The sequence below is a fragment of the Actinomadura sp. BRA 177 genome (genome assembly GCF_013372625.1).
Lineage (GTDB): Bacteria > Actinomycetota > Actinomycetes > Streptosporangiales > Streptosporangiaceae > Spirillospora.
Map to the genome: position 1 here is coordinate 1 of NZ_JABXFD010000561.1, position 24426 is coordinate 24426.

General features: G+C 72.9%; 23 protein-coding genes and 1 pseudogene. 13 read left to right on the top strand and 11 right to left on the bottom strand.

The genetic code is table 11. The annotated features are described in order from the left end of the window. Positions 1-157 precede the first annotated feature (157 nt). Positions 158-763: a universal stress protein gene (locus HUX53_RS31660; protein WP_176406885.1), complete on the top strand. Its 606-nt coding sequence runs from the start codon at positions 158-160 to the stop codon at positions 761-763. A gap of 25 nt (positions 764-788) precedes the next feature. Further along, positions 789-1631: a universal stress protein gene (locus tag HUX53_RS31665; protein WP_176406886.1), complete on the top strand. Its 843-nt coding sequence runs from the start codon at positions 789-791 to the stop codon at positions 1629-1631. Between the two features lie 3 nt (positions 1632-1634). Here HUX53_RS31665 and HUX53_RS31670 read toward each other — a convergent pair whose 3' ends face one another. After that, on the bottom strand, positions 1635-2234 hold the full coding sequence (locus HUX53_RS31670; RefSeq protein ID WP_176406887.1) for a TetR/AcrR family transcriptional regulator: 600 nt from the start codon (positions 2232-2234) through the stop codon (positions 1635-1637). A 127-nt stretch (positions 2235-2361) separates the two neighbouring features. Here HUX53_RS31670 and HUX53_RS31675 point away from each other — a divergent pair, with 127 nt between their 5' ends. Then, entirely contained in the window at positions 2362-2730 is a 369-nt protein-coding gene (locus HUX53_RS31675) for an STAS domain-containing protein (RefSeq protein ID WP_176406888.1), read from the top strand. A gap of 19 nt (positions 2731-2749) precedes the next feature. Beyond that, the gene (locus HUX53_RS31680; protein ID WP_176406889.1) at positions 2750-3406 is read left to right on the top strand and encodes an HAD family hydrolase; all 657 of its coding nucleotides are present in this window, start codon (positions 2750-2752) and stop codon (positions 3404-3406) included. Between the two features lie 3 nt (positions 3407-3409). Here the strand turns inward: HUX53_RS31680 and dmpG are convergent, their stop codons facing one another. Genes dmpG through HUX53_RS31695 form a run of 3 tightly spaced genes read right to left on the bottom strand, consistent with a single transcriptional unit; the run spans position 3410 to position 6140 of the window. Next, positions 3410-4453, bottom strand: coding sequence for a 4-hydroxy-2-oxovalerate aldolase (dmpG, locus tag HUX53_RS31685; protein ID WP_176406890.1), 1044 nt, complete (start codon positions 4451-4453; stop codon positions 3410-3412). After that, the gene (locus HUX53_RS31690; RefSeq protein WP_176406891.1) at positions 4450-5346 is read right to left on the bottom strand and encodes an acetaldehyde dehydrogenase (acetylating); all 897 of its coding nucleotides are present in this window, start codon (positions 5344-5346) and stop codon (positions 4450-4452) included. Before HUX53_RS31690 ends, dmpG begins: the two co-directional genes overlap by 4 nt. Next, positions 5343-6140 (bottom strand): 2-keto-4-pentenoate hydratase, encoded by a 798-nt coding sequence (locus tag HUX53_RS31695; protein ID WP_176406892.1) that lies wholly within the window; start codon positions 6138-6140, stop codon positions 5343-5345. Before HUX53_RS31695 ends, HUX53_RS31690 begins: the two co-directional genes overlap by 4 nt. Positions 6141-6242: 102 nt before the next feature. Here HUX53_RS31695 and HUX53_RS31700 point away from each other — a divergent pair, with 102 nt between their 5' ends. Continuing rightward, complete coding sequence (locus tag HUX53_RS31700; RefSeq protein ID WP_176406893.1) at positions 6243-6986, top strand: IclR family transcriptional regulator; 744 nt, start codon at positions 6243-6245, stop codon at positions 6984-6986. Here the strand turns inward: HUX53_RS31700 and HUX53_RS31705 are convergent. Then, complete coding sequence (locus HUX53_RS31705) at positions 6983-9823, bottom strand: FAD-linked oxidase C-terminal domain-containing protein (protein ID WP_309237525.1); 2841 nt, start codon at positions 9821-9823, stop codon at positions 6983-6985. The genes HUX53_RS31700 and HUX53_RS31705 overlap by 4 nt on opposite strands. Positions 9824-10079: 256 nt before the next feature. On the opposite strand from HUX53_RS31705, the gene HUX53_RS31710 reads away from it, so the two are divergent. The 5 genes from HUX53_RS31710 (at position 10080) to narI (ending at position 18317) form a co-directional block, all read left to right on the top strand. Continuing rightward, entirely contained in the window at positions 10080-11324 is a 1245-nt protein-coding gene (locus HUX53_RS31710) for an MFS transporter (protein ID WP_309237526.1), read from the top strand. Between the two features lie 140 nt (positions 11325-11464). Further along, on the top strand, positions 11465-15115 hold the full coding sequence (locus tag HUX53_RS31715) for a nitrate reductase subunit alpha (protein ID WP_309237529.1): 3651 nt from the start codon (positions 11465-11467) through the stop codon (positions 15113-15115). Next, the gene (gene narH, locus HUX53_RS31720) at positions 15116-16858 is read left to right on the top strand and encodes a nitrate reductase subunit beta (protein ID WP_176406895.1); all 1743 of its coding nucleotides are present in this window, start codon (positions 15116-15118) and stop codon (positions 16856-16858) included. It begins immediately after the preceding gene. Then, on the top strand, positions 16855-17541 hold the full coding sequence (gene narJ / locus HUX53_RS31725; RefSeq protein ID WP_309237527.1) for a nitrate reductase molybdenum cofactor assembly chaperone: 687 nt from the start codon (positions 16855-16857) through the stop codon (positions 17539-17541). Before narH ends, narJ begins: the two co-directional genes overlap by 4 nt. Beyond that, complete coding sequence (narI, locus tag HUX53_RS31730) at positions 17538-18317, top strand: respiratory nitrate reductase subunit gamma (protein WP_176406896.1); 780 nt, start codon at positions 17538-17540, stop codon at positions 18315-18317. Before narJ ends, narI begins: the two co-directional genes overlap by 4 nt. Before the next feature lie 66 nt (positions 18318-18383). Here narI and HUX53_RS31735 read toward each other — a convergent pair whose 3' ends face one another. The 5 genes and pseudogenes from HUX53_RS31735 to HUX53_RS31750 all read right to left on the bottom strand — a co-directional run bounded on the left by HUX53_RS31735 (position 18384) and on the right by HUX53_RS31750 (position 21161). After that, positions 18384-19580, bottom strand: a complete 1197-nt coding sequence (locus tag HUX53_RS31735) for a globin domain-containing protein (protein ID WP_176406897.1) — start codon at positions 19578-19580, stop codon at positions 18384-18386. A gap of 179 nt (positions 19581-19759) precedes the next feature. Further along, complete coding sequence (locus HUX53_RS41810; RefSeq protein WP_309237528.1) at positions 19760-20032, bottom strand: Rrf2 family transcriptional regulator; 273 nt, start codon at positions 20030-20032, stop codon at positions 19760-19762. Between the two features lie 58 nt (positions 20033-20090). Next, positions 20091-20180, bottom strand: a pseudogene (locus tag HUX53_RS41815) (hypothetical protein); the annotation flags it as partial. Positions 20181-20312: 132 nt separating this feature from the next. Further along, entirely contained in the window at positions 20313-20669 is a 357-nt protein-coding gene (locus tag HUX53_RS31745) for a pyridoxamine 5'-phosphate oxidase family protein (protein ID WP_176406898.1), read from the bottom strand. Between the two features lie 66 nt (positions 20670-20735). Beyond that, positions 20736-21161 (bottom strand): pyridoxamine 5'-phosphate oxidase family protein, encoded by a 426-nt coding sequence (locus HUX53_RS31750; RefSeq protein ID WP_176406899.1) that lies wholly within the window; start codon positions 21159-21161, stop codon positions 20736-20738. Between the two features lie 137 nt (positions 21162-21298). Between HUX53_RS31750 and HUX53_RS31755 the strand changes: the two genes are divergently transcribed. Further along, on the top strand, positions 21299-21688 hold the full coding sequence (locus tag HUX53_RS31755) for a hypothetical protein (RefSeq protein WP_176406900.1): 390 nt from the start codon (positions 21299-21301) through the stop codon (positions 21686-21688). A gap of 175 nt (positions 21689-21863) precedes the next feature. After that, positions 21864-22298: a hypothetical protein gene (locus HUX53_RS31760; protein ID WP_176406901.1), complete on the top strand. Its 435-nt coding sequence runs from the start codon at positions 21864-21866 to the stop codon at positions 22296-22298. Here HUX53_RS31760 and HUX53_RS31765 read toward each other — a convergent pair. Further along, positions 22244-23185 carry a YafY family protein gene (locus HUX53_RS31765; RefSeq protein WP_176406902.1) on the bottom strand — a complete coding sequence of 314 codons (942 nt, stop codon included), beginning with the start codon at positions 23183-23185 and terminating at the stop codon, positions 22244-22246. The genes HUX53_RS31760 and HUX53_RS31765 overlap by 55 nt on opposite strands. 61 nt (positions 23186-23246) lie before the next feature. Between HUX53_RS31765 and HUX53_RS31770 the strand changes: the two genes are divergently transcribed. Beyond that, positions 23247-24365 (top strand): epoxide hydrolase family protein, encoded by a 1119-nt coding sequence (locus HUX53_RS31770; protein ID WP_176406903.1) that lies wholly within the window; start codon positions 23247-23249, stop codon positions 24363-24365. Positions 24366-24426: the final 61 nt, after the last annotated feature.

Consider the following 24426-nt stretch of genomic DNA (forward strand, 5'->3'; position numbering starts at 1 on the left):
CATGCTGTTAGTGTAGGAGTGGGTCGAGTGTTAGTGTGTTGGAGCAAGACGTGGTGAGATGTTACTGTCGTGTTGTTGTTTGTTTCAGGGGAGACGGCGACAACCGAGATCAACACTAACCTCTTCGTCGGCATCGTCAGATGTGTAGAAGATACAGGTGCTGCGCGCGGCCGCCGGGGCGGAGCTGGTCGTGATCGGCGCCCCCGGACGGCCGGACGCCGGGGAGACGGCGGTGGAGCTGTCCGCGCGGTCGCCGCGCCCGGTGGTCGCCGTCCGGGGCGGGACGGCGCCGCGCCGGGTCGTCGTGGGCGCCGACGGGTCGTCCGGCTGCACGGCCGCCCTCGACTTCGCCGCCGAGGAGGCGGCGCTGCGCGGCTGGGACCTGCGCGTCGTGCACGGCTGCTGGGAGCCCAGCGCGGTCGCCGAGTCCGAGCTCGCGCTGTTCCACGACCGGGAGCTGCTGGAGAAGACCCGCGCCGCCGAGTTGGACGAGGCCGTCGAGCCGCTGCGCCGCCGCCACCCGGGCCTGCGCATCGAGGCGTCGCCGCTGCTGGAGAGCCCCTTCGACGCCCTGCGGGACGCCGCCGCCGACGCCGGCCTGGTCGTGCTCGGGGACCGCGGCACCGGTTTCGAGCCGCTCGGCGCGACCGCCACCGCGATGCTGCGCCGCGCCGCCCGCACCGTCGCGATCGTGCCGGGACCAAGGTCCCGGGAAGCGCGGACCCCCGGCCCTGACCGGCGCGTCCCCGCTCGGCAAGGATAGGGGGAAGCGCGCGAAGGGAGCGATGATGACCGACCGACGCGGTGTGGTCGCGGGCTATGACGGGTCCGAGCAGAGCGAGGCGGCCGTGCGGTGGGCGGCCGAGGCGGCGCGGCTGCGGGGCGTGCCGCTGACCGTGGCGCACGCCTGGGAGACGTTCGCGGCGGTGGGGCCGCGGGCGATCCCCGTCGACGACCTGCGGGCCGGAGCCGAGCTGATCGCGCAGGAGGGCGTGCGGCACGCCCGCGAGGAGACCGAGGACGTGCGCGCGGTGCTCGGCCGGGGCGGGCCGACGACCGCGCTGCTGGAGGCCGCCGGCGGCGCCGGGCTCGTCGTCGCCGGCTCGCGCGGGCTCGGCGGCTTCCGCGGCCTGATGCTCGGCTCGACGGGCGTGGAACTGGCCTCGCACGCGGCCTGCCCGGTCGTGGTCGTCCGGCAGTGCGCGGACGAGGGGCCCGTCGTCGTGGGCGTGGACGGCTCCGCGCCCTCGCTGGAGGCGCTCGGGCTGGCGTTCGCCGAGGCGCGGCTGCGCGGCGCGGAGGTCCTGGCGGTCGCCGCCTGGCCCGCCGACGCCGACCCCGGCCCCGTCCCGCTGCTGGACGCCGACGGGCTGCGCGAGTTCGCGGCGGAGCGGCTCGCCCGGCTCGTGGCGCCGTGGCGGGAGAAGTACCCGGACGTCCCCGCCCGGACCGAGGTGGTGACCGGGCCGCCCCGCCAGGTGCTGCTCGAAGCAGCGGCGGGCGCCCGGCTCGTCGTCGCCGGATCGCGCGGGCTCGGCGGCTTCCGCGGCCTGATGCTCGGCTCGGTCAGCCACGCGCTGCTCTACTACGCCCCCTGCCCGGTCGCCGTCGTCCGCGCATCCGGCGAGTAGCCGCTACTCCGCCACGAGGGCCTCGGTCGCGTTCAGGGCCGGGGCCGTCGGCAGGTCCGGGTCGAGGATCAGCTGCAGCAGCAGGCCGTCCAGCATCGCGGTGAACAGCAGGGCGGTGCCCTCGCGGCGCTCGGCGGGCCAGTCCGGGCACAGGTGGCCGAGCCGCGCGGCGATCCTGGCCCGGACGGTCCGCGACCAGTCCCGCCGCTCGGCCGCCATCCGCGGGTCGCGCAGCGCCCGGACCAGCAGCTCGGCGGCGAGCCGCAGGTTGCGCTCGCCCGCCGCCATGCGCGGCACGAGGTCGCGCAGCGTGCGCAGCGCGGCCGCGGTGTCGGGCGCGGCGAGCAGCGCGTCCACCACCGGGTCGATGATCATCTCGCTGGCGCGCTGCGCGACCGCGACGTGCAGGCCCGGCAGCCCGTTGAAGTAGTGGTGCAGCAGGCCCGGCCGGGTGCGCGCGCGGTCGGTGACGGCCCGCGCGGTGACCGCGGGCCAGCCGCCCTCGGCGAGCAGGTCGAGACCGATCCGCACGAGCTGGTCCCGGCGCTCCCGCCCGCGAGGAGTCGGCGCGTCCGGCCCGCCGGCGGGGTCCTCGTGGGTCATCCCGCCAAGCTATCCCAACCCTTGCAGCGTGCAAAGATCATCGCCGCGGAACGCCTTCCGGGCACCTTTGCACTGTGCAAGTATGAGGGCGCCAGGACGAGACGCGGTGCCCGCTCGGAGGCGTGAGGTGACCGGAGACGCGGTGACCGCCCGCCCGCTCTCGATCGACATCACGGTCGAGCGGCGCTGCATCGTCCTCCGGCTGGGCGGCCACCTCGTCACCGACAACGTGCCCCGGCTGAACCGCTGGCTCGACCGCATCGGGCGGCTGGAGGGCCGCGTCCTCGTCGCCATGGACCTGCAGGGCGTCATCGGCTGCGACTCCGTCGGCGTCGGCGCGCTGATCGACGGCGCGGGCCGCATCCGCCGGGCCGGCGGGTTCCTGATCGCCGCGCACTACCCCGACGCCTGCGCGGCGTTCCCCGGACAGGCCGTCCTGGAGACGCGCCCGACCGTCCAGGACGCCATCGACGAACTCCACGACTGGCACCCGTAGGAGCGGGTAGGGCCAGGTCATGATCGATGCCGTGCTCTTCGACGTCGACGGGACGCTGGTCGACACCAACTACCTGCACGCCACCACGTGGTGGCAGGCGTTCCTGCAGTACGGCCACACGGTCCCGATGGGGAACATCCACCGGGCGATCGGCATGGGCTCCGACAAGCTGCTCGACCACCTGCTGCCGGACGGCCGCGACCGCGACGCCGACGACGCGATCCGGTCCGCGCACACCGCCCTGTACGCGCAGTACTGGTCGCGGCTCACGCCCTTCGACGGCGCCGCCGACCTGCTGCGGGCCTGCGCCGGCTGGGGGAACCGGGTCGTCCTCGCCAGCTCCGCCGCCGTCCCAGAACTGAAGGCGCTGCGCGCGGCGCTGGACGCCGACGACGCGATCGACGAGGCCACGTCCGCGTCGGAGGTGGAGGAGAGCAAGCCGTCCCCCGACCTGGTGCAGCTGGCGCTGGAACGTGCCGGAGTACCGGCCGACCGCGCCGTGTTCGTCGGCGACACCCGATGGGACGTCGAGGCCGCCGCACGCGCCGGAATGCCGTGCGTTTGCGTCCTCAGCGGCGGCTGGAGCCGGGACGAACTCCAGGAAGCGGGCGCGGCGGCCGTGTACGACGGCCCCCGCGCCCTCCTCGACGATCTCGGCGCGAGCCCCCTGACCTGAGGGTCAGGACGTCGCGCGCTCGCGCTCGGCGCGCAGCTGCATCGCCACGTCGATGATCATGTCCTCCTGGCCGCCCACGTAGCCGGCCTCGCCGACCTTCTGCAGGATCTCGTGCGCCGGGACGCCGTAGCGCTCGGCGGCCCGCTCGGCGTGCAGCAGGAAGCTGGAGTACACGCCCGCGTACCCCTGCGTGATCGCGCCCCGGTCGGCGAACGGCAGCCGGTGCAGGAACGGCTTCACGACGTCGTCCGCCGCGGCCATCGCGCCCTGCACGTCCACGCCCGTCGGGACGCCGAGCCGCTCGAACGTCGCGACGAGCACCTCGGTGGGGGAGTTGCCCGCGCCCGCGCCGAGCGCGCACAGCGCCCCGTCGATCTGCAGCGCGCCGTTCTGCTGCGCCAGCACCGAGTTCGCCACGCCCAGCGACAGGTTCTGGTGCCCGTGGAACCCGACCTGCGCCTCGTGCCCGATCTCCTTGACCAGCGCGCTGATCCGCTCCTGCGCGTCGCCGAGGACGAGCGCGCCCGCGGAGTCGACGACGTACACGCACTGCGCGCCGCCGTCCACCATGATCCGCGCCTGCTTCGCCAGCTCCTGCGGCCCGACCCGGTGCGACAGCATGAGGAACCCGACGGTCTCCATGCCGAGATCGCGGGCGGCGGCGAAGTGCTGCAGCGACACGTCCGCCTCGGTGCAGTGCGTCGCGACCCGCGCCACCCGGGCGCCCGCGTCGTGCGCCATCTTCAGGTCGTTGACCGTGCCGAGGCCCGGCAGCAGCAGGACGGCGATCTTCGCGCGGGCCGCCTCGTCCACGGCGGCGGCGACGAGCTTGACGTCGTCCTCCAGCGAGAAGCCGTAGTTGAAGGACGAGCCGCCGAGGCCGTCGCCGTGCGTGACCTCGATGACCTCGACGCCCGCCGAGTCCAGCGCGTGCACGACCCCGCGGACCTGGTCCTCGGTGAAGCGGTGCGCCATCGCGTGGCTGCCGTCCCGCAGCGTCGAGTCGGTGATCCGGATCTTCGCCGGGGTGTCCTGCGCGGCGCTCATGATGCCACCTTCCTGCGCGCGATCTGCTCGCCCACCCGGGCGGCGGCCGCGGTCATGATGTCGAGGTTGCCGGCCCACGGCGGCAGGTAGTCGCCGTTCCCGCGGACCTCCAGGAACACCGCGACCCGGGCCATCCCGTTCCAGATGTCGCGGGGCTCGTCGAACTGCGGCTCGGCGCGCAGCGTGTAGCCGGGGACGTAGACGGCGACCTCGGCCACCATCTTCTCGATCGACTCCTGGATCGCCTTGGTGTCGGCGTCCGACGGGATCGCGCAGAACACCGTGTCCCGCATGATCATCGGCGGGTCGACCGGGTTCAGGATGATGATCGCCTTGCCCCGCCCGGCGCCGCCGACCTGCTCGATCGCGCGGGCGGTCGTCTCGGTGAACTCGTCGATGTTCGCGCGGGTGCCCGGACCGGCGGACCGGGACGCGATCGACGCGACGATCTCCGCGTACGGGACCGGGACGACCGACGACACCGCGTGCACGATCGGGATCGTCGCCTGCCCGCCGCACGTGATCATGTTGAGGTTCGGGGCGTCCGACAGCGTCTCCAGGTTCACCGGCGGGCACACGAGCGGGCCCGCCGCGGCCGGCGTCAGGTCGATCGCGGTGATCCCGGCCTCCTCATAGCGCGGCGCGTTCGCCAAGTGCGCCTTCGCCGAGGTCGCCTCGAACACGAGGTCGGGCAGCTCCGGCTGCTTCAGCAGCCAGTCCACGCCCTCCGCCGACGCCTGGACGCCCATCTTGCGGGCGCGCTCCAGGCCGTCGGACTCGGGCACCACCCCGATCATCGAGTGGACGTCGATCAGTTCGCTGCGCGTCAGCTTGACCAGCAGGTCGGTGCCGATGTTGCCCGGCCCGACGATGGCCGCCGTCAGCTTGCTCATGCCTGCTCCTCCTTTCCGAACCGGGCGGTCACGGAACCGATCCCGGCGAACGTCGCCGTCAGGGTCTCACCGGGCGCGACCGGCACCGCCGCGGTGATCGAACCGGGCAGCACCACGTGCCCCGCCTCCAGCGCCACGCCGCGCTCGCCGAGCACGTTGGCCAGCCAGACCAGCGCGTTGATCGGCGAGCCCAGCACCGCGCCGCCCGCGCCGGTGTCGATCAGGTCGCCGTCGCGGCGCAGCAGGCAGCCCATCAGCGACAGGTCCTGGTCGTCCAGCCGGACCGGGCGGGTGCCGAGCACGACGCCGCCGCTGGAGGCGTTGTCGGCGATCGTGTCCGGCAGGGTGATCTTCCAGTCCGCGATGCGGGAGTCGATGACCTCCAGCGCCGGCAGCACGTACTCGACGGCGGCGACGGCGTCCGCCGTGGTCGCGCCGGGCCCGGCGAGCGGGCGGCCCAGCACGAACGCGATCTCCGGCTCGATCCGGGGCTGCAGGAACCGGCCGGTGTCGATCGGGGCGCTCTCCTGCAGGAACATCGTGTCCAGCAGGACGCCGAAGTCCGGCTGGTCCACGCCCATCTGGCGCTGCATCGCGGCCGAGGTCAGCCCGACCTTGTGGCCCTTGATCCGCGCCCCGGCCGCGGTCCAGGCCTCGCTCTGCGCGAGCTGCACCGCGTACGCGTCGGCCACCGACATGTCCGGGTGGTCCTTGGTCAGCGGCGAGATGGGAGTGCGGGTGGCGTACGCGTCGAGCAGCGCCGCCGCCGCCTTCTCCACGGAACCCGGGTCCATTGGGCCGTCCTTTCGTCGTCTGCCGCCGAGCCTCCCCCCTCCCGGCCGCGCCCGGCAACGCGCGCGTCCCGCGTGGTGGGACACTTCTTCTACAGTGGCGGCATGCCGCCCGACGACACCTTCCTGCGCCGCGCCGTCGCGGTGCTGACCGCGTTCCGGGGGGACGACGACGGCCTCGGCGCCGCCGAGCTGGCCCGCCGCAGCGGCCTGCCCAAGTCCACCGCCCACCGCATCGCCCTCGACCTCGCCGAGGCGGGCCTCCTGGAACGGGACGGGACGCGGGTGCGGCTCGGCCTGAAGCTGTTCGAGATCGGCCAGCGGGTACCGCGCCAGCGGGTGCTGCGCGACGCGGCCGTCCCGTACATGTCGGACCTGCGGGAGGCGACCCGGCAAACCGTCCACCTGGCGGTGCTGGAGGGCACCGAGGTCGTCTACGTGGAGATCCTCGGCTCGTCGGGCGGGCCGCGCCTGCCATCCCAGATCGGCGGCCGGCTCCCCGCGCACGTCACGGGGGTCGGCAAGGCGATCCTGGCGTTCTCCTCACCGGACGCGGTGCAGGCCGTCCTGGACGCGGGCCTGGCGAAGGCGAGCAGCCGAAGCGTCGCTGCACCGGGCCTGCTCACAAAGGAACTGGAACGGATCCGCCGCGAGGGCGTCGCCTACGACCGCGAGGAATCCGGCGCCGGAATCGTCTGCGCCGCCAGCCCCGTCCTGGGCTCGGACGGCCGAGCCCTAGGCGCCCTGTCAGTATCAGGCTGGTCAACAAAAATGCGCCTGGCGGTAGTAGCCTCCGCCGTCCACACGGCAGCCCTAACCCTCTCCCGCACCCTCCAAACCCCCCGCTAACGGGGGAGGTGGCGGGCTAGGAGTTGGGCCAGGTGTTCGCTGTTGCGGTTTGCTAGGTCGGCTAGCTGGGTGCGGCAGCTGAAGCCGTCGGCCAGGACTACCTCGTCCTCGCCGGTTCTGCGGACGGCCGGGAGGAGTTGGGTTTCGGCGACCGCTACCGAGACGTCGTGGTGGCCCTTCTCGACGCCGAAGTTGCCGGCGAGGCCGCAGCAGCCGCCGAGCCTGCCGACCTCGGCGCCCGCCTTCTTCAGCAGGGCCGCGTCCTTCGTCCAGCCCATGACGGCGTGGTGGTGGCAGTGCGGCTGCGCGATCCCCGTCACACCGGACAGGTCGGGCGGCGTCCAGTCGCCGGTCTCGGCGAGCAGTTCGGCGAGCGTGCGGGTCGCGGCGGCCACCTCGCGCGCGGCGGCGGCGTCCACGCCGCGCAGCAGTTCCTCGGCGTCCGACCGCAGCACGCCGGTGCAGGACGGCTCCATGCCGACGACCTTCGCGCCGCGCCGGACGTGGGGGAGGAGCGCGCGAACGGTCCGGCGGGCCTGCGCGCGCGCCCCGTCCAGCTGGCCCGTCGAGATCCACGTGATGCCGCAGCAGACCGGGTTCTCGGTGACTGTCACGCGGTAGCCGGCGTGCTCCAGTACCTGCACGGTCGCCTTCCCGACGTCGGGGGAGAACGCGTCGGTGAAGCTGTCCACGAACAGGACGACGTCGCCGTTGCGCCCCTCGGGGCTGCGGTGGGACGTGAACCAGCGCCGGAACGTCACGGGCGCGAACGCGGGCAGCGTCCGACGCCGGTCGATCCCGGCGCTCCACGCCACCAGGGGCTTCAAAGCGCGTGACTGCATCACCGCGTTCAGCGCCTTGATCGACGCGGGCGCCTTCGCCGCGAGCCGCGTCCAGCGGGGGAGCCAGCCCAGCGCGTAGTGGGCGCGCGGCCGGATCCTCCTGCGATACCGCCGGTGCAGCGCCTCCGCCTTGTAGGACGCCATGTCGACGCCGGTCGGGCAGTCGGACGCGCATCCCTTGCACGACAGGCACAGGTCGAGGACGTCGTGGAGCGCGTCGGACTTCCAGCCGTCCGGCCCCAGCTTCCCGCTGACGACCTCCTGCAGGACGCGGGCCCGCCCCCGCGTGGAGTCCTTCTCCTCCCGGGTCGCGAGGTAGGACGGGCACATCACGCCGCCGGCGGCCGTGTTGTCGGCGCGGCATTTGCCCACGCCCGTGCAGCGGTGCACGGCACGCGCCAGGTCGCCGCGATCGTCCCGGTAGGCGAGACCGAGACCGCGGTTCAGCGGGACGAGTTGTACCGCGCGCAGATCCTCGTCCACGGGCGCCGGACGGACGATCACGCCCGGGTTCAGCACGTCCTCGGGGTCGAACACGTCCTTGACGGCCGCGCACAACGCCAGCGCCTCGGCCGTGTACATGTGCGGCAGCAGTTCACTGCGCGCCCGCCCGTCGCCGTGCTCGCCCGACATGGTCCCGCCGTGCCGCGCCGCGAGCGCCGCCGCCTCGTTCAGGAAGTCGCGGAAGACCGACTTGCCCTTCGCCCGCCCGAACGGGAAGTCGATCCGCACATGGATGCAGCCGTCCCCGAAATGCCCGTACGGGACGCCGAACAGCCGGTACTCGTCCAGCAGCGCCTCGAACTCCCTCAAATAGGCGCCGAGCCGTTCAGGCGGAACGGCCGCGTCCTCCCACCCCGCATGCGCCTGCTCACCATCGGGCGTCCGCGCGACGAGCCCGGACCCGTCCTCCCGGATCCGCCAGAGCGCATCGGCGAGCGCCATGTCCTCCACGACCATGGAGTCGACGCACCCGGACTCAACGGCGACCTTCCGCGCGGTGCCCCGCAGCGCCCCGATCTCCGCCCCGGCCAACTCCACGAGCAGCCACCCGGAGCCCTTCGGCAACGGCGGCACGGCATCCGCGCCCCGCCGCTCCCGCACCACACCGGTGATCCGCGAGTCGAGCCCCTCGCACGCCACCGGCCCGTGCGGCAGGATCGCCGGCACGGCATCGGCGGCCTCCGCCATCGACCCGTACCCGAGGACGACCAGCACCCGGCACGCGGGCTCCCGCACCATCCGCACCCGCGCGGCCAGCGTCAGCGCGAGCGTCCCCTCGCTGCCCACCAGCGCCCGCGTGACGTCGAACCCCTTCTCCGGCAGCAGATGTTCCAGCGAGTAGCCGGACACCTGCCGCCCGAACCGCCCGAACTCCGTCCGGATCAGCGCCAGGTTCTCGCCGACCACCCCGCGAAGCCGCTCAAGAAGGTCGCTCCCCCCATCGGGACCGGGCACGTCCCCGAGCCTGAGCCGCTCCCCGGACCCGGTGACCACATCGAGCCCGAGCACGTTGTCGCTGGTCCGCCCATATCCGAGGGCCCGCGACCCGCACGCGTTGTTGCCGATCATCCCGCCCAGCGTGGCCCGCGTCCGGGTGGACGGATCGGGCCCGAACCGCAGCCCGTGCTCCGCCGCCACCTGATGCAGCCGCGCCTGCACGATCCCCGGCTCGACCAGCGCCGTCCCCGCCTCGGCGTCGATCTCCAGCACCCGGTTCAGGTGCCGGCTGACGTCCACCACGACGCCCGGCCCGACCGCGTTCCCCGCGATGGACGTCCCCCCGCCCCGCATCGTCAGCGGCACCCCGGCGTCCCGGCACACCCCGAGCACCACCGGAAGCTCCCCGACCTCCCGAGGCGTCACAACAACCGCGGGCGGCACCTGGTAGAGCGACGCGTCGGACGAGTACATGGCCCGCGCCAGCACCGAGTCGTCCACCCCACCGACCCCGGCCCGCCGAAGCGCCTCCGCAACCTCGCGATGATCGCCCACTGCCCGTCCTCCAGACCCGCCGTGACCTCGCACGAACTCCCCTGCCAAGGACGGTAGTACCGGCGCCGCGTGCGTGGACCCCGGCGGGGGCCGGTGGTGTCCGTCACGAGGACGTTCGTCAGGACGAAGGTCCCTTTTGAGGTGTTCCCGCGTCCGGGAGGGTGTGTAGCGGCGGGGTGGCGATCATGGTTACCCCGCTCGGGGTTGGGGAAGGCCCAACGGCACTGCGCTGGGAGCGATGGAAATGGTGCGGCAGGTGACTGAAGCTCGGCAGGAAACCGGGCCCGGGCCGGCGGGGTCCGGGCAGGCCGCCGCCGGAAGCGGGCGGCCGTGGGTCATGCTGGTGATGGCCACCCTCGGGTTCGCGGTGAACTTCTGGGCGTGGGCGCTGCTGAGCCCGCTCGCGCCCGGGCTCATGGACTCGCTGAAGCTGACGTCGTTCGAGCAGTCGCTGCTGGTGGCGGTGCCCGTGGTGGTCGGGTCGCTCGGGCGGATCCCGGTGGGGGCGCTGACCGACCGGTTCGGCGGGCGGGTGATGTTCCCCGCGGTGTCGCTGATCACGATCATCCCCGTCCTGTATCTGGGGCTCGCCGGGCACTCGTCGCTGCCGGCGCTGCTGATCGGCGGGTTCTTCCTCGGCATCGGTGGGACGGCGTTCGCGATCGGGGTGCCGTTCGTGAACGCGTGGTTCCCGCCGGAGCGGCGCGGGCTCGCGATCGGGATCTTCGGCGCCGGCATGGGCGGCACCGCGATCAGCGCGCTGACCACCGTCAAGGAGGCCGACAAGTTCGGGATGCAGACCCCGTTCGTGGTGATGGCCGCCCTCCTCGCCGGCTACGCGGTCGCCGCGTGGTTCGTCCTGCGGGAGGCGCCGGGACGGACCGCGCCGACCGAGCCCCTCGCCAAGCGGCTGGCGGCGACGGCGCGGATGGGCGTCACCTGGCAGATGTCGGCCCTTTACGCGGTGGCCTTCGGCGGCTACGTCGCGTTCTCGGTCTACCTGCCCACGTACCTGAAGGCGGAGTACCAGCTGTCGCAGGCGGACGCGGCGAACCGGATGGCCGGGTTCGTGCTGCTGGCCGTGCTGATGCGGCCGGTCGGCGGGTGGCTGTCGGACCGGCTCGGCGCGGTGCGGGTGATGACCGTGGCGCTGTCGGTGACGGTGGCCGGCGCGGTGATCCAGTCGTTCGCGCCCGCGCTGATGCCGGTCGGGACGATCGCGTTCCTCACCATGGCCGCCGCGCTCGGCGCCGGCAGCGGTGCGACGTTCGCGCTGGTCGCGCGGCTCGCCCCGGCGAACAAGGTCGGCGCGGTCACCGGCGTGGTCGGCGCCGCGGGCGGCCTCGGCGGGTTCGTCCCGCCGCTGCTGATGGGCGCCCTCTGGGGCAGCCTCGGGGAGTACCGGATCGGCCTGCTGCTGCTCTCGCTCGTGGCGGCGGCGGCCGCGGTGTTCACCGCGACGACCGTCCGGCGCGCCGTGGCGACGCGCCAGGAGACCTGAAATCGCGTCATCCCGCCGGTGATCGGCGGGATGATGCGACCCGGAGGCGATTTGTCCCGGTTGATGGAAAAAGAAGGGGATCCGACTTGAGTTCGACCAACGGCCGGCCGGGATTGGACGGCCCGCTGGAAGACGCGCTGGTGAGCACGCGCAGGTACTTCACCCGCACGCGCGTGTCGCCGGACCTGCGGACGATGACGAAGAAGGGCGGCCGCGAGGCGGACGCCTTCTACCGGGACCGCTGGTCGCACGACAAGGTGGTGCGGTCCACCCACGGGGTGAACTGCACCGGGTCGTGCTCCTGGAAGGTGTACGTCAAGGACGGCATCATCACCTGGGAGGCGCAGCAGACCGACTACCCGTCGGTCGGCCCGGACCGTCCCGAGTACGAGCCGCGCGGCTGCCCGCGCGGCGCGTCGTTCTCCTGGTACACCTACTCGCCGACGCGGGTGCGGTACCCGTACGTCCGCGGCGTCCTGCTGGAGATGTACCGGGAGGCCAAGGCCCGTACGGGCGACCCGGTGGAGGCGTGGCGCGAGATCGTCTCCGACCCGGAGAAGGCCCGCACGTACAAGGACGCGCGCGGGCGCGGCGGCCTGGTCCGGGCGACGTGGGACGAGGCGACCGAGATGATTGCCGCCGCCCACGTCCACACGATCAAGGAGTTCGGCCCCGACCGGGTCGCGGGGTTCTCCCCGATCCCGGCGATGTCGATGGTGTCGCACGCGTCCGGCGCCCGGTTCGTGTCCATGCTCGGCGGCACGATGCTGTCGTTCTACGACTGGTACGCCGACCTGCCGGTGGCGTCCCCGCAGGTGTTCGGCGACCAGACCGACGTCCCCGAGTCGGGTGACTGGTGGGACGCCGGATACCTGATCATGTGGGGCTCCAACCTGCCGGTGACCCGCACCCCGGACGCGCACTGGATGACCGAGGCCCGCTACCGGGGCCAGAAGGTCGTCGCGGTGTCCCCGGACTACGCCGACAACGTCAAGTTCGCCGACGAGTGGCTCGCCGCCCAGCCCGGCACGGACGGCGCCCTGGCGATGGCCATGGGCCACGTCGTCCTCAAGGAGTTCTTCGTCGACCGGCAGGTCCCGTACTTCACCGACTATGTGAAGCGCTACAGCGACCTGCCGTTCCTGGTGCGCCTTGAGGAGCGCGACGGCAAGTACGTCCCCGGCAAGTTCCTCACGGCCGCCGACCTGCCGGGCGCCGAATCCCAGTCCGAGCACGCCGCGTTCAAGACCGTGGTGCTGGACGCGAACACCGGGCACCCGCTCGTCCCGAACGGCTCGCTCGGCTTCCGGTACGGCGAGGCCGGCCAGGGCAAGTGGAACCTGGACCTGGGCGACGCCGACCCGCTGCTGTCCGTCGAGGACGAGGACGAGGGCGGCGAGGCGGTCGAGATCGAGCTGGCCCGGTTCGACGGCATCGACGGCGCGCCGGGCACGCTCCGACGCGGCGTGCCCGTGCGGAACGTCGGCGGCCACCTGGTCACGACCGTGTACGACCTGATGCTCGCCCAGTACGGCGTCGGGCGGGACGGCCTGCCGGGCTCCTGGCCGGCCGGGTACGACGACGCGTCCGGGCCGGGCACCCCGGCCTGGCAGGAGACGTTCACCGGCGTCCCGGCGCAGGCCGCCGAGCGGATCGGCCGCGAGTACGCCGCGAACGCCGAGGAGACCCGCGGCCGCTCGATGATCATCATGGGCGCGGGCACCAACCACTGGTTCCACTCCGACACCATCTACCGGACGTTCCTCGCGCTGACCACGCTGACCGGCGGGCAGGGCGTGAACGGCGGCGGCTGGGCGCACTACGTCGGGCAGGAGAAGGTCCGCCCGGTCACCGGGTGGGCGCAGCTGGCGTTCGGGCTGGACTGGTCCCGCCCGCCCCGGCAGATGATCGGCACCGCGTTCTTCTACCTGCACACCGACCAGTTCCGCTACGACCAGTTCGACGCCGGCGCGCTGTCGGCCGCGACCGGCGGCGGGACGTTCGCCGGGCGCTCCACCGCCGACGTGATCGCGCAGGCGGCGCGGCTCGGCTGGATGCCGTCCTACCCGACGTTCGACCGCAACCCGCTGACCCTCGCCGACGAGGCGGAGGCCGCCGGGAAGCAGCCCGGCGAGTACATCGTCGAGGAGCTGAAGGCGGACCGGCTCAAGTTCGCCTGCCAGGACCCCGACGCGCCGGAGAACTTCCCCCGCGTCCTGACGGTCTGGCGGTCCAACCTGCTCGGGTCGTCCGCCAAGGGCAACGAGTACTTCCTGCGGCACCTGCTCGGCGCCGCCGACGCCGTCCGGGCCGAGGAGACGCCGCCGGACGTCCGTCCCGAGGAGGTCGTCTGGCGGGACGAGGCGCCCGCCGGCAAGCTCGACCTGCTGCTGTCGCTGGACTTCCGGATGACCAGCACCACCGTCTACTCCGACATCGTGCTGCCGGCGGCGACCTGGTACGAGAAGCACGACCTGAACACGACCGACATGCACCCGTTCGTGCACTCGTTCAACCCGGCGATCGGGCCGCCGTGGCAGACGCGCAGCGACTGGCGCGCGTTCCAGGACATCGCGACCGCGTTCAGCCGGCTCGCCGAGGGGCACCTCGGCGTCCGCAAGGACGTCGTCGCCGTGCCGCTGCTGCACGACACCCCCGACGAGATGGCGACCCCGCACGGCCGCGTCCTCGACTGGGCGAAGGGCGAGTGCGAGCCGATCCCCGGCGTGACGATGCCGAAGCTCGTCACGGTCGAGCGCGACTACCCGGCCATCGCGGCGAAGATGACCGCGCTCGGCCCGCTCGCCGAGCGGCTCGGCGCGACCACCAAGGGCGTCACGTTCGAACTGGGGCGCGAGGTCGAGTACCTCAAGCACAAGAACGGCGTCGTGCGCGGCGGCCCGGCCGACGGGCGCCCGTCGCTCAAGCGGGACGTGCACGCCTGCGAGATGATCCTCGCGTTCTCCGGGACGACGAACGGGCACCTGGCCACCCAGGGCTTCAAGACGGTGGAGAAGCGCACCGGCACGCAGCTCGCCGACCTCGCCGCCGAGCACGAGGGCAAGCAGATCACGTTCGCCGACACCCAGGCCGCGCCCGTGCCCGTCATCACGTCCCCGGAATGGTCGGGGTCGGAGAGCGGCGGGCGCCGCTACTCGCCGTTCACCATCAACGTCGAGCGCCTCAAGCCCTGGCACACCCTCACCGGACGCCAGCACTTCTACCTCGACCACGACTGGATGGCCGAGCTGGGCGAGCAGCTGCCGACGTTCCGGCCGCCGCTCAACATGTCCGCCCTGTTCGGCGAGCCGGAACTGGGGGAGACGGGCGAGCTGGGGCTGACCGTCCGCTACCTCACCCCGCACAACAAGTGGTCGATCCACTCCGAGTACCAGGACAACCTGTTCATGCTGTCGCTGTCGCGCGGCGGCCCGGTGATCTGGATGAGCGGCGAGGACGCGGCCAAGATCGGCGTCCGCGACAACGACTGGATCGAGGCGGTCAACCGCAACGGCGTCGTCGTCGCCCGCGCGATCGTCTCGCACCGGATGCCCGAGGGCACCGTGTACATGTACCACGCGCAGGACAAGCTGATCGACGTCCCGCGCGCGGAGACCACCGGCCGCCGCGGCGGCATCCACAACTCCCTGACCCGGCTGCTGATCAAGCCGAGTCACCTCGTCGGCGGGTACGCGCAGCTGTCGTTCGCGTTCAACTACCTCGGGCCGACCGGCAACCAGCGCGACGAGATCACCGTCATCCGCCGCCGCTCCCAGGAGGTGCAGTACTAAATGCGCGTCATGGCGCAGATGTCGATGGTCATGAACCTCGACAAGTGCATCGGCTGCCACACCTGCTCGGTCACCTGCAAGCAGGCGTGGACGAACCGCAGCGGCGTCGAGTACGTCTGGTTCAACAACGTCGAGACCCGCCCCGGGCAGGGCTACCCCCGGCAGTACGAGGACCAGGAGAAGTGGCGCGGCGGCTGGACGCTGAACCGGCGCGGCCGGCTCGCGCTCAAGGGCGGCGGCCGGTTCCGCAAGCTGCTGACGATCTTCTCCAACCCGAAGCTGCCCGGGATCGACGACTACTACGAGCCCTGGACCTACGACTACGAGACGCTCACCAACGCGCCGCTGCAGGAGCACACGCCGGTCGCCCGGCCGAAGTCGCTGCTGTCCGGCAAGGACATGAAGGTCTCCTGGTCGGCGAACTGGGACGACGACCTCGGCGGGTCCATCGAGCACGGCGACAAGGACGTCCTGCTCAAGGACATCTCCGACAAGGTGAAGATGGAGTTCGACAAGACCTTCATGTTCTACCTGCCGCGGATCTGCGAGCACTGCCTCAACCCGTCCTGCGCGGCCTCCTGCCCGTCCGGCGCGATCTACAAGCGCACCGAGGACGGCATCGTCCTGGTCGACCAGGACAAGTGCCGCGGCTGGCGGATGTGCGTGTCCGGCTGCCCGTACAAGAAGATGTACTTCAACCACCGGACCGGCAAGGCCGAGAAGTGCACGTTCTGCTTCCCGCGCATCGAGGTCGGGCTGCCCACGGTGTGCGCGGAGACCTGCGTGGGGCGGCTCCGCTACATCGGCCTGATCCTCTACGACGCCGACAAGGTGCTGGAGGCCGCGTCCACGCCGGACGACACCGACCTCTACGAGGCGCAGCGCGGCGTGTTCCTCGACCCGAACGACCCGGAGGTCATCGCGGCGGCCGAGCGGGAGGGCATCCCGCAGGACTGGATCGAGGCCGCGCAGCGGTCTCCGATCTACGCGCTCATCAACACCTACAAGGTGGCGCTGCCGCTGCACCCGGAGTACCGGACGATGCCGATGGTCTGGTACATCCCGCCGCTGTCGCCGGTCGTGGACGTCGTCCGCGACACCGGGCACGACGCCGAGGACCGGGGGAACCTGTTCGCGGCGATCGACGCGCTGCGCATCCCGGTCGAGTACCTGGCGGAGCTGTTCACCGCCGGGGACACAGCCCCCGTCGACGCCGTCCTGCGGCGGCTGGCGGCGATGCGCTGCTACATGCGCGACATCAACCTCGGCCGCGACCCCGATCTCGGCATCCCCGAGAACGTCGGGATGACGGGCGAGGAGATGTACGACATGTACCGGCTGCTGGCGCTCGCCAAGTACGACGAGCGGTACGTGATCCCGACGGCGCACGCCGAGGAGGCGCACAGCCTGGAGGAGATCGCCACCGAGTGCAGCCTGAACTACGAGGGCGGGCCCGGCATGGGCGGCGCCGGGCTGCCCGGCGGCTCCGGCCCGTTCGGGGAGGCGTCCGGGCGGCCGAACCCGATCGCGGTGGAGAACTTCCAGATGCTGCAGGCGCGGCAGACCTCCGACAGCCCGGTCGATCCCGCCGACAAGCACAAGCGCGTCAACCTGCTCAACTGGGACGGCAAGGGCGCGCCCGCCGGGCTGTTCCCCGAGCGCGAGGGCGCCTCGGAGGTCGGACCGGACGGCACCAACCCGCCCGCCGACTCGGGCGCCGCCGAAACGGAGCCGAAGCCGTGAGGATCAGGACACCGAAGAAGGCCGGCTTCACCGACGCCGAGCTGGCCACCGCCTGGCAGGCGGCGTCGCTGCTGCTCGGCTACCCCGACGAGGAGCTGCTGGCGCGGCGCCCGCTGCTGCGCCGCGCCGTGGCGGGCCTGCCGGACGCCGTCGCGGCGCCGCTCGGCCGCGTCCTCGACCGCCTGGACGCGACGCCGCAGCGCGACCTCGCCGCCGACTACGTCGCCACGTTCGACTACCGCAAGCGGTGCTGCCTCTACCTGACGTACTACGCCTACGGCGACACCCGCAAGCGGGGCATGGCGCTGCTGCGGTTCAAGCAGGCGTACCAGGCGGCCGGGCTGGACCTGGACGACGGCGAGCTGCCCGACCACCTGGCCGTGGTGCTGGAGTTCGCCGCCACGGGCGACCCGGAGCAGGGGCGGCGGCTGCTCATCGAGCACCGCGCCGGCCTGGAGCTGCTGCGGATCTCGCTCACCGAGGCCGGGTCGGCGTGGGCACCGGTCGTGGATGCGGTGTCGGCGACGCTGCCGCCGCTCACCGGCCGCAACGAGGAGGCCGTCGCCCGCCTCGTCGCCGAGGGCCCGCCCGAGGAGACGGTCGGCCTCGCGCCCTACGGCGCCGACGCCGCCGTCATGGGTCCCGTCCTGCTGCCCGATCCCGTCGTTGGAGCCCGCTCATGACCAGCACCCTGCCCGTCCTCGCCGCGGAGAACGGCGGCGAGGCGGGCGTCCTCGGCACCCTGCTGTGGGTCGCCCTGCCGTACGTCACCATCGCGGTGTTCGTGCTCGGGCACATCTGGCGGTACCGCTACGACAAGTTCGGCTGGACGACCCGCTCGTCCCAGCTGTACGAGCGGCGGCTGCTGCGCATCGGCAGCCCGCTGTTCCACTTCGGGATCCTCGTCGTCGCGCTCGGCCACGTCGGCGGGCTGATCATCCCGGACAGCTGGACCGAGGCGGTCGGCGTCACCGAGCACATGTACCACATCGTCGCCGTGGTCCTCGGCACGATCGCCGGGTTCTGCACGCTGGCCGGGATCGCGATCCTGATCTACCGGCGCCGGACGGTCGGCCCGGTCTTCCTCGCCACCACCCGCAACGACAAGATGATGTACGTGGTGCTGGCCGGCACGATCGTCATCGGGCTGGCCGCGACGGTCGCCGCCAACATCGTCGGCGGCGGCTACAACTACCGGGAGACGGTCTCCCCGTGGTTCCGGTCGGTGTTCTACCTGCAGCCGGACCCGGACCTCATGGTCGGCGTCCCCATCCTGTTCCAGCTGCACGCGCTCAGCGCCCTGCTGCTGTTCTGCATCTGGCCGTTCACGCGGCTCGTGCACATGCTCACCGCGCCGATCGGCTACGTGACGCGTCCCTACATCGTCTACCGGAGCCGCGACGAGCACCTCGGCATGCACGAGACGCGCCGCGGCTGGGAGCGAGTGGAGCGCCCCTGACCCTGTGACGGCGAAACGCTCCCACCCCTGCGCCGGGGTGGGAGCGCAGTCATGCGGGGTCGCGGGTCAGCGGATCCAGAGGTCGGGGCCGAAGACCTCGTAGTGGATGCGCTCGTCGGACACCCCCGCGTCCAGCAGGCCCCGCCGGATCTCGCGCATGAACGGCAGCGGCCCGCACATGAACACGCGCGCCTTGTCCGGCAGCGGCAGCGCCGCCACGTCGATGCGGCCGGGCCGGACGTCCTCGCCGAGCTCGGCGTCGCCCGGCTCCTCGTACCAGGTCAGCTGCCGGAACCCGGCCATCCGCGCGCCCGCCTCGGCGATCTGCCGGCGCAGCGGGTGCGTGCGCGGGCTCCGGTCGGCGTGCACGGCGAGGACCTCGCGGCCCGCGTCCGCCGCCGCCAGGTGGTCGATGATCGCCGCGGCGGGGGTGATGCCGATGCCGGCGCTGATCAGGACGAGCGGGGCCTCCTCCTCGTCCAGCACGACGTCGCCGAACGGCCGGGACAGCTCCAGTTCGTCGCCGGGCGCCGCGTGGTCGAACAGGTACGCCGAGACGGCGCCGTCCGGTGCGGCGTCCTCGCCGCGCACCCGCCGGACGGTGATCTGGAGCGTGTCGCCCGCCGCCCGCGACAGCGTGTACTGGCGGGGCTGGCGCAGGCCGTCCGGCAGCGTCACCGCGACGGAGACGTACTGGCCGGGACGGTGCGCGGGGACCTCGCCGCCGGCGGCGGGCGCCAGCACCAGCGAGACCACGTCCTCCGCCTCGTCGCGCCGGTCCACGACCCGCCACGGCGTGTACGGGACGGCGGGATCGCAGGCGGCCTCCTGGTAGAGGCGCGCCTCCTCGGCGATGAGGAGGGTCGCGAACAGCCAGTACACCTCGGACCAGGCCGCGTGGACCTCCGGCGTCACCGCGTCGCCGAGCACGTCGGCGACCGCGCTCATCAGGTGGCGCCCGACGATCGTGTACTGCTCGGGGCGGATGCCGAGCGAGGCGTGCTTGTGCGCGATGCGCGGCAGCATCTGCTGGAACGGCGTCCCGGAGTCGGGGTTCACCAGGTGGGAGGCGAACGCGGCCACCGAGCCGGCGAGCGCCTGGCGCTGCTCGCCGTTGGCCTGGTTGCCCTGGTTGAACAGGTGCCGCAGCTCGGGGTGCGCGGCGAACATCGCGGAGTAGAACCGGCCGGTGATCTCAACACCGTTGGCGCCGACGGCGGGCAGCGTGGCCCGCACGGTCTCGGCGTGGTCGGACGAGAGCATCAGAAGCCTTCCTGTGGGGCCGCCGCGGACCGCGGCGGCGGGGGAGTGCGCGTGGTGGACGACCGCCGATCTTATTGGCGACGCGCCAATAAGAGCTGTGAGCTACGCCACAGCACTGTGGGGAGCCGAGGGTCGTACGGAGGCGCCGCGCTGGTCTCAGTGGCGGGAGCGGACGGGCATCAGAGGCCTTCCTGTGGGGGAGACGCCGCCGCGGACGCCGGCAGCGCCAGGGAGAGCAGGACCGGTTCCGGAGGATCGGTCACCAGCTCGCGGAGGCGCACCTGGTTCAGCGAGGCGAGGAACGCCTCCTGCGCCGCCCGCAGCGCGCCGCGCAGCCGGCAGCCGCCGCGCAGCGGGCACGGCGGATGGTCGCAGTCCACGGCCTCGCCCGGACCCTCCAGGGCCCGGACGATCTCGCCGACGGGCCGGCCGAGCATCTCCTCGGCGAGCACGACGCCGGCCGCCGCGGCCCCGGGACGTCCGGACGAACCCGTGCCCGCGCAGCCGCTGCACGATCTTCGCCATGTGCTGCGGCGCCACGTGCAGGCGCGCGGCGAGATCGGCGGCGGACCGCCGCTCGTCGCGGGCCCCGAGCAGCATCAGCACGCGCAGGGCCAGGTCCGTGGACTGAGTCAGGTACACGGCTTGATCATAGGTAAATCGGAACCGCAAAGTCCGATTCAGCGCTGTGGTGATCAACACTGTGCTCTTGACCACAGCGGTTCGCGCTGGTCAGGACGGATCAGCCGGCGGGCGGAATCCGGCGGCCGGTGACCCGCCACAGCGGGACGCGGACGAAGTGGTCGCGCGGGCCTGCCCGACCGCGGTCACCGACCAGCCCGTCCGGGCGGCCGGATCGAACGCGTCCACCTCGAACGCGACGATGGCGCCGCGCAGCGCCGCGTCGAACTTCGAGCCCGGCGCGGTGCGGACGACCACGGCCTCGTCGCCGTCCAGCACGAAGGTGACCGGCTGGATGGCGGGCAGGGCCTGATCGGTGTAGACCACGCGCCCGACCGGCGCGGACCGCAGCAGCGCCACGCACTCCGCGCGGCCGAGGATCTCCAGGTCTTCTCCGATGGCGTGCATGACACCAGGGTTCTCGACGCGCGGCGGCGGAAACAGGGGCGAACGTCCCAGGAGATCCTCAGCGCGTCACGAGGCGGCGGGCACGGGCCCGCCTATCCGGCGGCCGGTGATCATCTCGGGCCGGATCCGGATGAAGTGGTCGCGCTCGCCGGGGGCCCAGCTGCGCAGCGGCAGGGCCTCCAGCGCGGCGGCGTCGCCCGGGTCGGTGACATGGCGCGCGGGGCCGACCGCGACCACCGACCAGCCCGTCTCCGCGCCGGTGTCGAACTCGTCGATCTCGAACGCGACGATCGTGTCGGCGGCGGCCTTGGCCAGCCGCGACGTCCCCGACGTCCGGATCACGATGTCGCCGTCACTGACCGCGAAGTTGACCGGCTGGACGGCCGGCAGCGCGTGGTGGGTGAACACGATCCGCCCGATCTCCGCGCGCGACAGGAGGGCCCGGCACTCATCCTCCCCGAGGATCTCCAGGCCGCTTTGGTCGAGCTGCATGCGTCCAGCGTGGAACCCCCGCGCGCCCGCCGTTAGGGACGAAGGTCCCAAATCCCGGGGTGCTGCCTGACCAGGGCGGGGAGGACGGTAACGTCCCGGGACAAACCGACCGACGACCGGCCCCCTGGAGGACCTCCGTGCTCGCCCTCACCACCGCCGACGTGCGCCTGTTCCTGCACGTGCTCGCCGCGACGATCTGGGTCGGCGGCCAGATCACGCTCGGCGCGCTCGTGCCCGCGCTGCGCGGCTACGAGGGCGTCACCAAGATCGCCGCCCGCCGGTACAACATGGTCGCCTGGCCTGCGTTCGCCGTCCTCGTCCTCACCGGCGTCTGGAACATCACCGCGGGCGACATGGGCGACGCCGCGCAGCGCACCCTCGAAGTCAAGCTCGTCTTCGTCCTGCTGTCGGGCGTGGCGGCGTTCCTGCACACCCGCGCCAAGTCCAAGGCCGGCCTCGCGGTCTGGGGAGCCCTCGGCATGCTCGGCGCCCTCGCCGCCCTGTTCTTCGGCGTCCAGCTCGGCTGACCCCGCAGAAGTGTCCCGGGGCACTTGGGACACCGGAAACAAGCAGGTCGGGACACGTGTCCCTGGCCGCGATGACGCGGCCGCGCGCACGCTGGAGGCGTAGGGCCTCGCTCAGCGCGAGGGATGGGCGAGACCCGTACGGCCGTCCCTCGCAGCTGCCCGTCGGGGGGACGACATGAGGCAGACCATCATCGTGGCAGCGGTCGCGCTGATCGCGGCGGTCGTGGCGGTCGCCGGTGCCATCACGTTCATCAAACTGGACTCGGGGGAGTCGCACGACGCCGGCAGGGCCGCGAACCACACGTCCGCGCCGCCGGCGCAGACCCCCGCCCAGAAGCAGGCGCCGCCCGCGCCGCGGCCGACCGTCACCATCACCCGGCCGCCGCAGAACGCCGCGCCGCCCGCCTACGGCGACGCCGACGCGAACTTCCTGGCCATGATCGCCGCCGACGGCATCACGGCCCCGGACGGCTGGGCGATCGAGGCCGGCAACGCGACGTGCGGGCAGGACTACGCCTCCGCCCGCGGATACCTCACGGACGGTGGCCTCTACGACTACCACGTGCAGACGTTCCTGGACGATTGGACGCTCACGCACGGCGGCTGCTGACACCGGCCCCGCAGCGGGCGGCGATGACGGTCAAAGCGTCCGCCAGCTCGGGCGGGCCGCTCCGGGGTGTCGCCGGCCGCGTGGACCACGCAGGCGCCCTCGTCCAGCGGCTCGACGAGCACGGACGCCGGCACCCGCGCCGTGATCTCCGCCGCGGGCGCGCGGACGGTGACGCGGGCCCGGTGGCGTGCGAGCGCGGCGTCCACGCCGCGCGGCACGAGGTCCGCGGGCGGCGCCGCGCGCGGGGCGAACCGCGGGCCCTCCGGGACGCGCAGGGCGAGCCGGTCGACGCGGAACGTGCGCCAGTCGTCGCGGACCGTGTCCCAGCCGACCAGGTACCAGCGGCGGCCCGTGTGGACGAGCCGGTAGGGCTCGACGTCCCGGTCGGTCCCGGAGCCGTCGTGGCGCCGGTAGCCGAACCTGAGCCGCCGGTGGTCGCGGCACGCCGCGGCGATCGCGGCGAGGGTCCCGGCCGCCACGGTGGGGCCCGCCGGCGCCAGCGGCGTCGTGTAGCCGTGCAGCGCGCCGACCCGGCGGCGGAGCCGGGACGGCAGGACCTGCTCCAGCTTGGCGAGCGCCCGCACGCAGGTCTCCTCGATGCCCGTGACGGTGCCGCCGGCGGCGGTGCGCAGGCTGACGGCGACCGCCACGGCCTCCTCGTCGTCCAGCAGGAGCGGCGGCAGCGCGGCGCCCGCGCCGAGCCGGTAGCCGCCGGCCGTGCCGGGGGCCGCGTGCACCGGGTAGCCGAGGGCGCGCAGCTTGCCGATGTCGTAGCGGACGGTCCGGGCGCTGACGCCGAGGCGCTCGGCGAGTTCGGGGCCCGTCCAGTCGCGGCGGGTCTGCAGGAGCGACAGCAGGCGGAGCAGCCGGGCGGAGACTTCGAGCATGTTTCCGATTCTCTCCTGAATGCGGCAAAGATCTTGCCGCATGGGGCGAGAGCCTTCTTCCATGAGCGACGACATCCGCCCCTTCCGCATCGAGATCCCGCAGGCCGACCTGGACGACCTCCGCGAGCGGCTCACCCGGACCCGGCTGCCCGGCCAGGTCCCGGGGACCGGCGCCGAGCGCGGCGTCCCCGAGGACCGGCTGCGCGAGCTGGTCGAGTACTGGGCCGGCGACTACGACTGGCGCGTCCACGAGGCGCGGCTGAACGAGCACCCGCAGTTCGTCACCGGCATCGACGGCCAGCGCGTCCACTTCCTGCACGTCCGGTCGCCCGAGCCGGACGCGACGCCACTGCTCCTCACGCACGGCTGGCCCGGCTCGATCGCCGAGTTCCTCGACGTGATCGGCCCGCTGACCGACCCGCGCGCGCACGGCGGCGATCCCGCCGACGCCTTCCACCTCGTCGTCCCGTCCCTGCCGGGCTTCGGCTTCTCCACCCCGCTCGCCGGAACCGGCTGGGACCTGCGGCGCATCGCCGGCGCCTGGGCCGAGCTGATGGAGCGGCTCGGGTACGACCGCTACGGCGCCCAGGGCGGCGACTACGGGTCGGGCGTGTCCCGGGAGCTGGCCAGGCTCGTCCCCGAGCGGCTGATCGGGGTCCACCTCAACTTCCTGCTCACGTTCGGCTCCCCGGAGGGGCTCTCCGGCGCGGACCGGGAGCGCCTGGCCGGGCTGGAGCGCTTCACCTCGGACATGGGCGGCTACATGGCCGTCCAGTCGACCCGCCCGCAGACCCTCGCCTACGGGCTCGCCGACTCCCCGGCCGGGCAGCTCGCCTGGATCGCCGAGAAGTTCACCGAATGGACCGAGCACGGCGTCGACCGCGACGCGCTCCTCACCAACGTGACCCTCTACTGGCTGACCAACACGGCCGGGTCGTCGGCGCAGCTCTACTACGAGGCGTCCCGCACCTGGGGGCGGGACGAGCCGTCGCAGGTCCCGACGGGGGTGGCCGTGTTCCCGTTCGAGGCGGCGCCGCCGGTGCGGGCGCTCGCGGAGCGCACCGAGAAGATCGTCCACTGGACGGAGTTCGACCGCGGCGGGCACTTCGCCGCGCTGGAGCAGCCGGACCTGCTCGTCACCGACATCCGAGACTTCTTCCGTGCGCTGACCGGCGAGTAGATCGTCTAGGTTTGCCCCATGGGCGATTCCTGTCCTCTTGACACATCTCCGAGCCCACGCA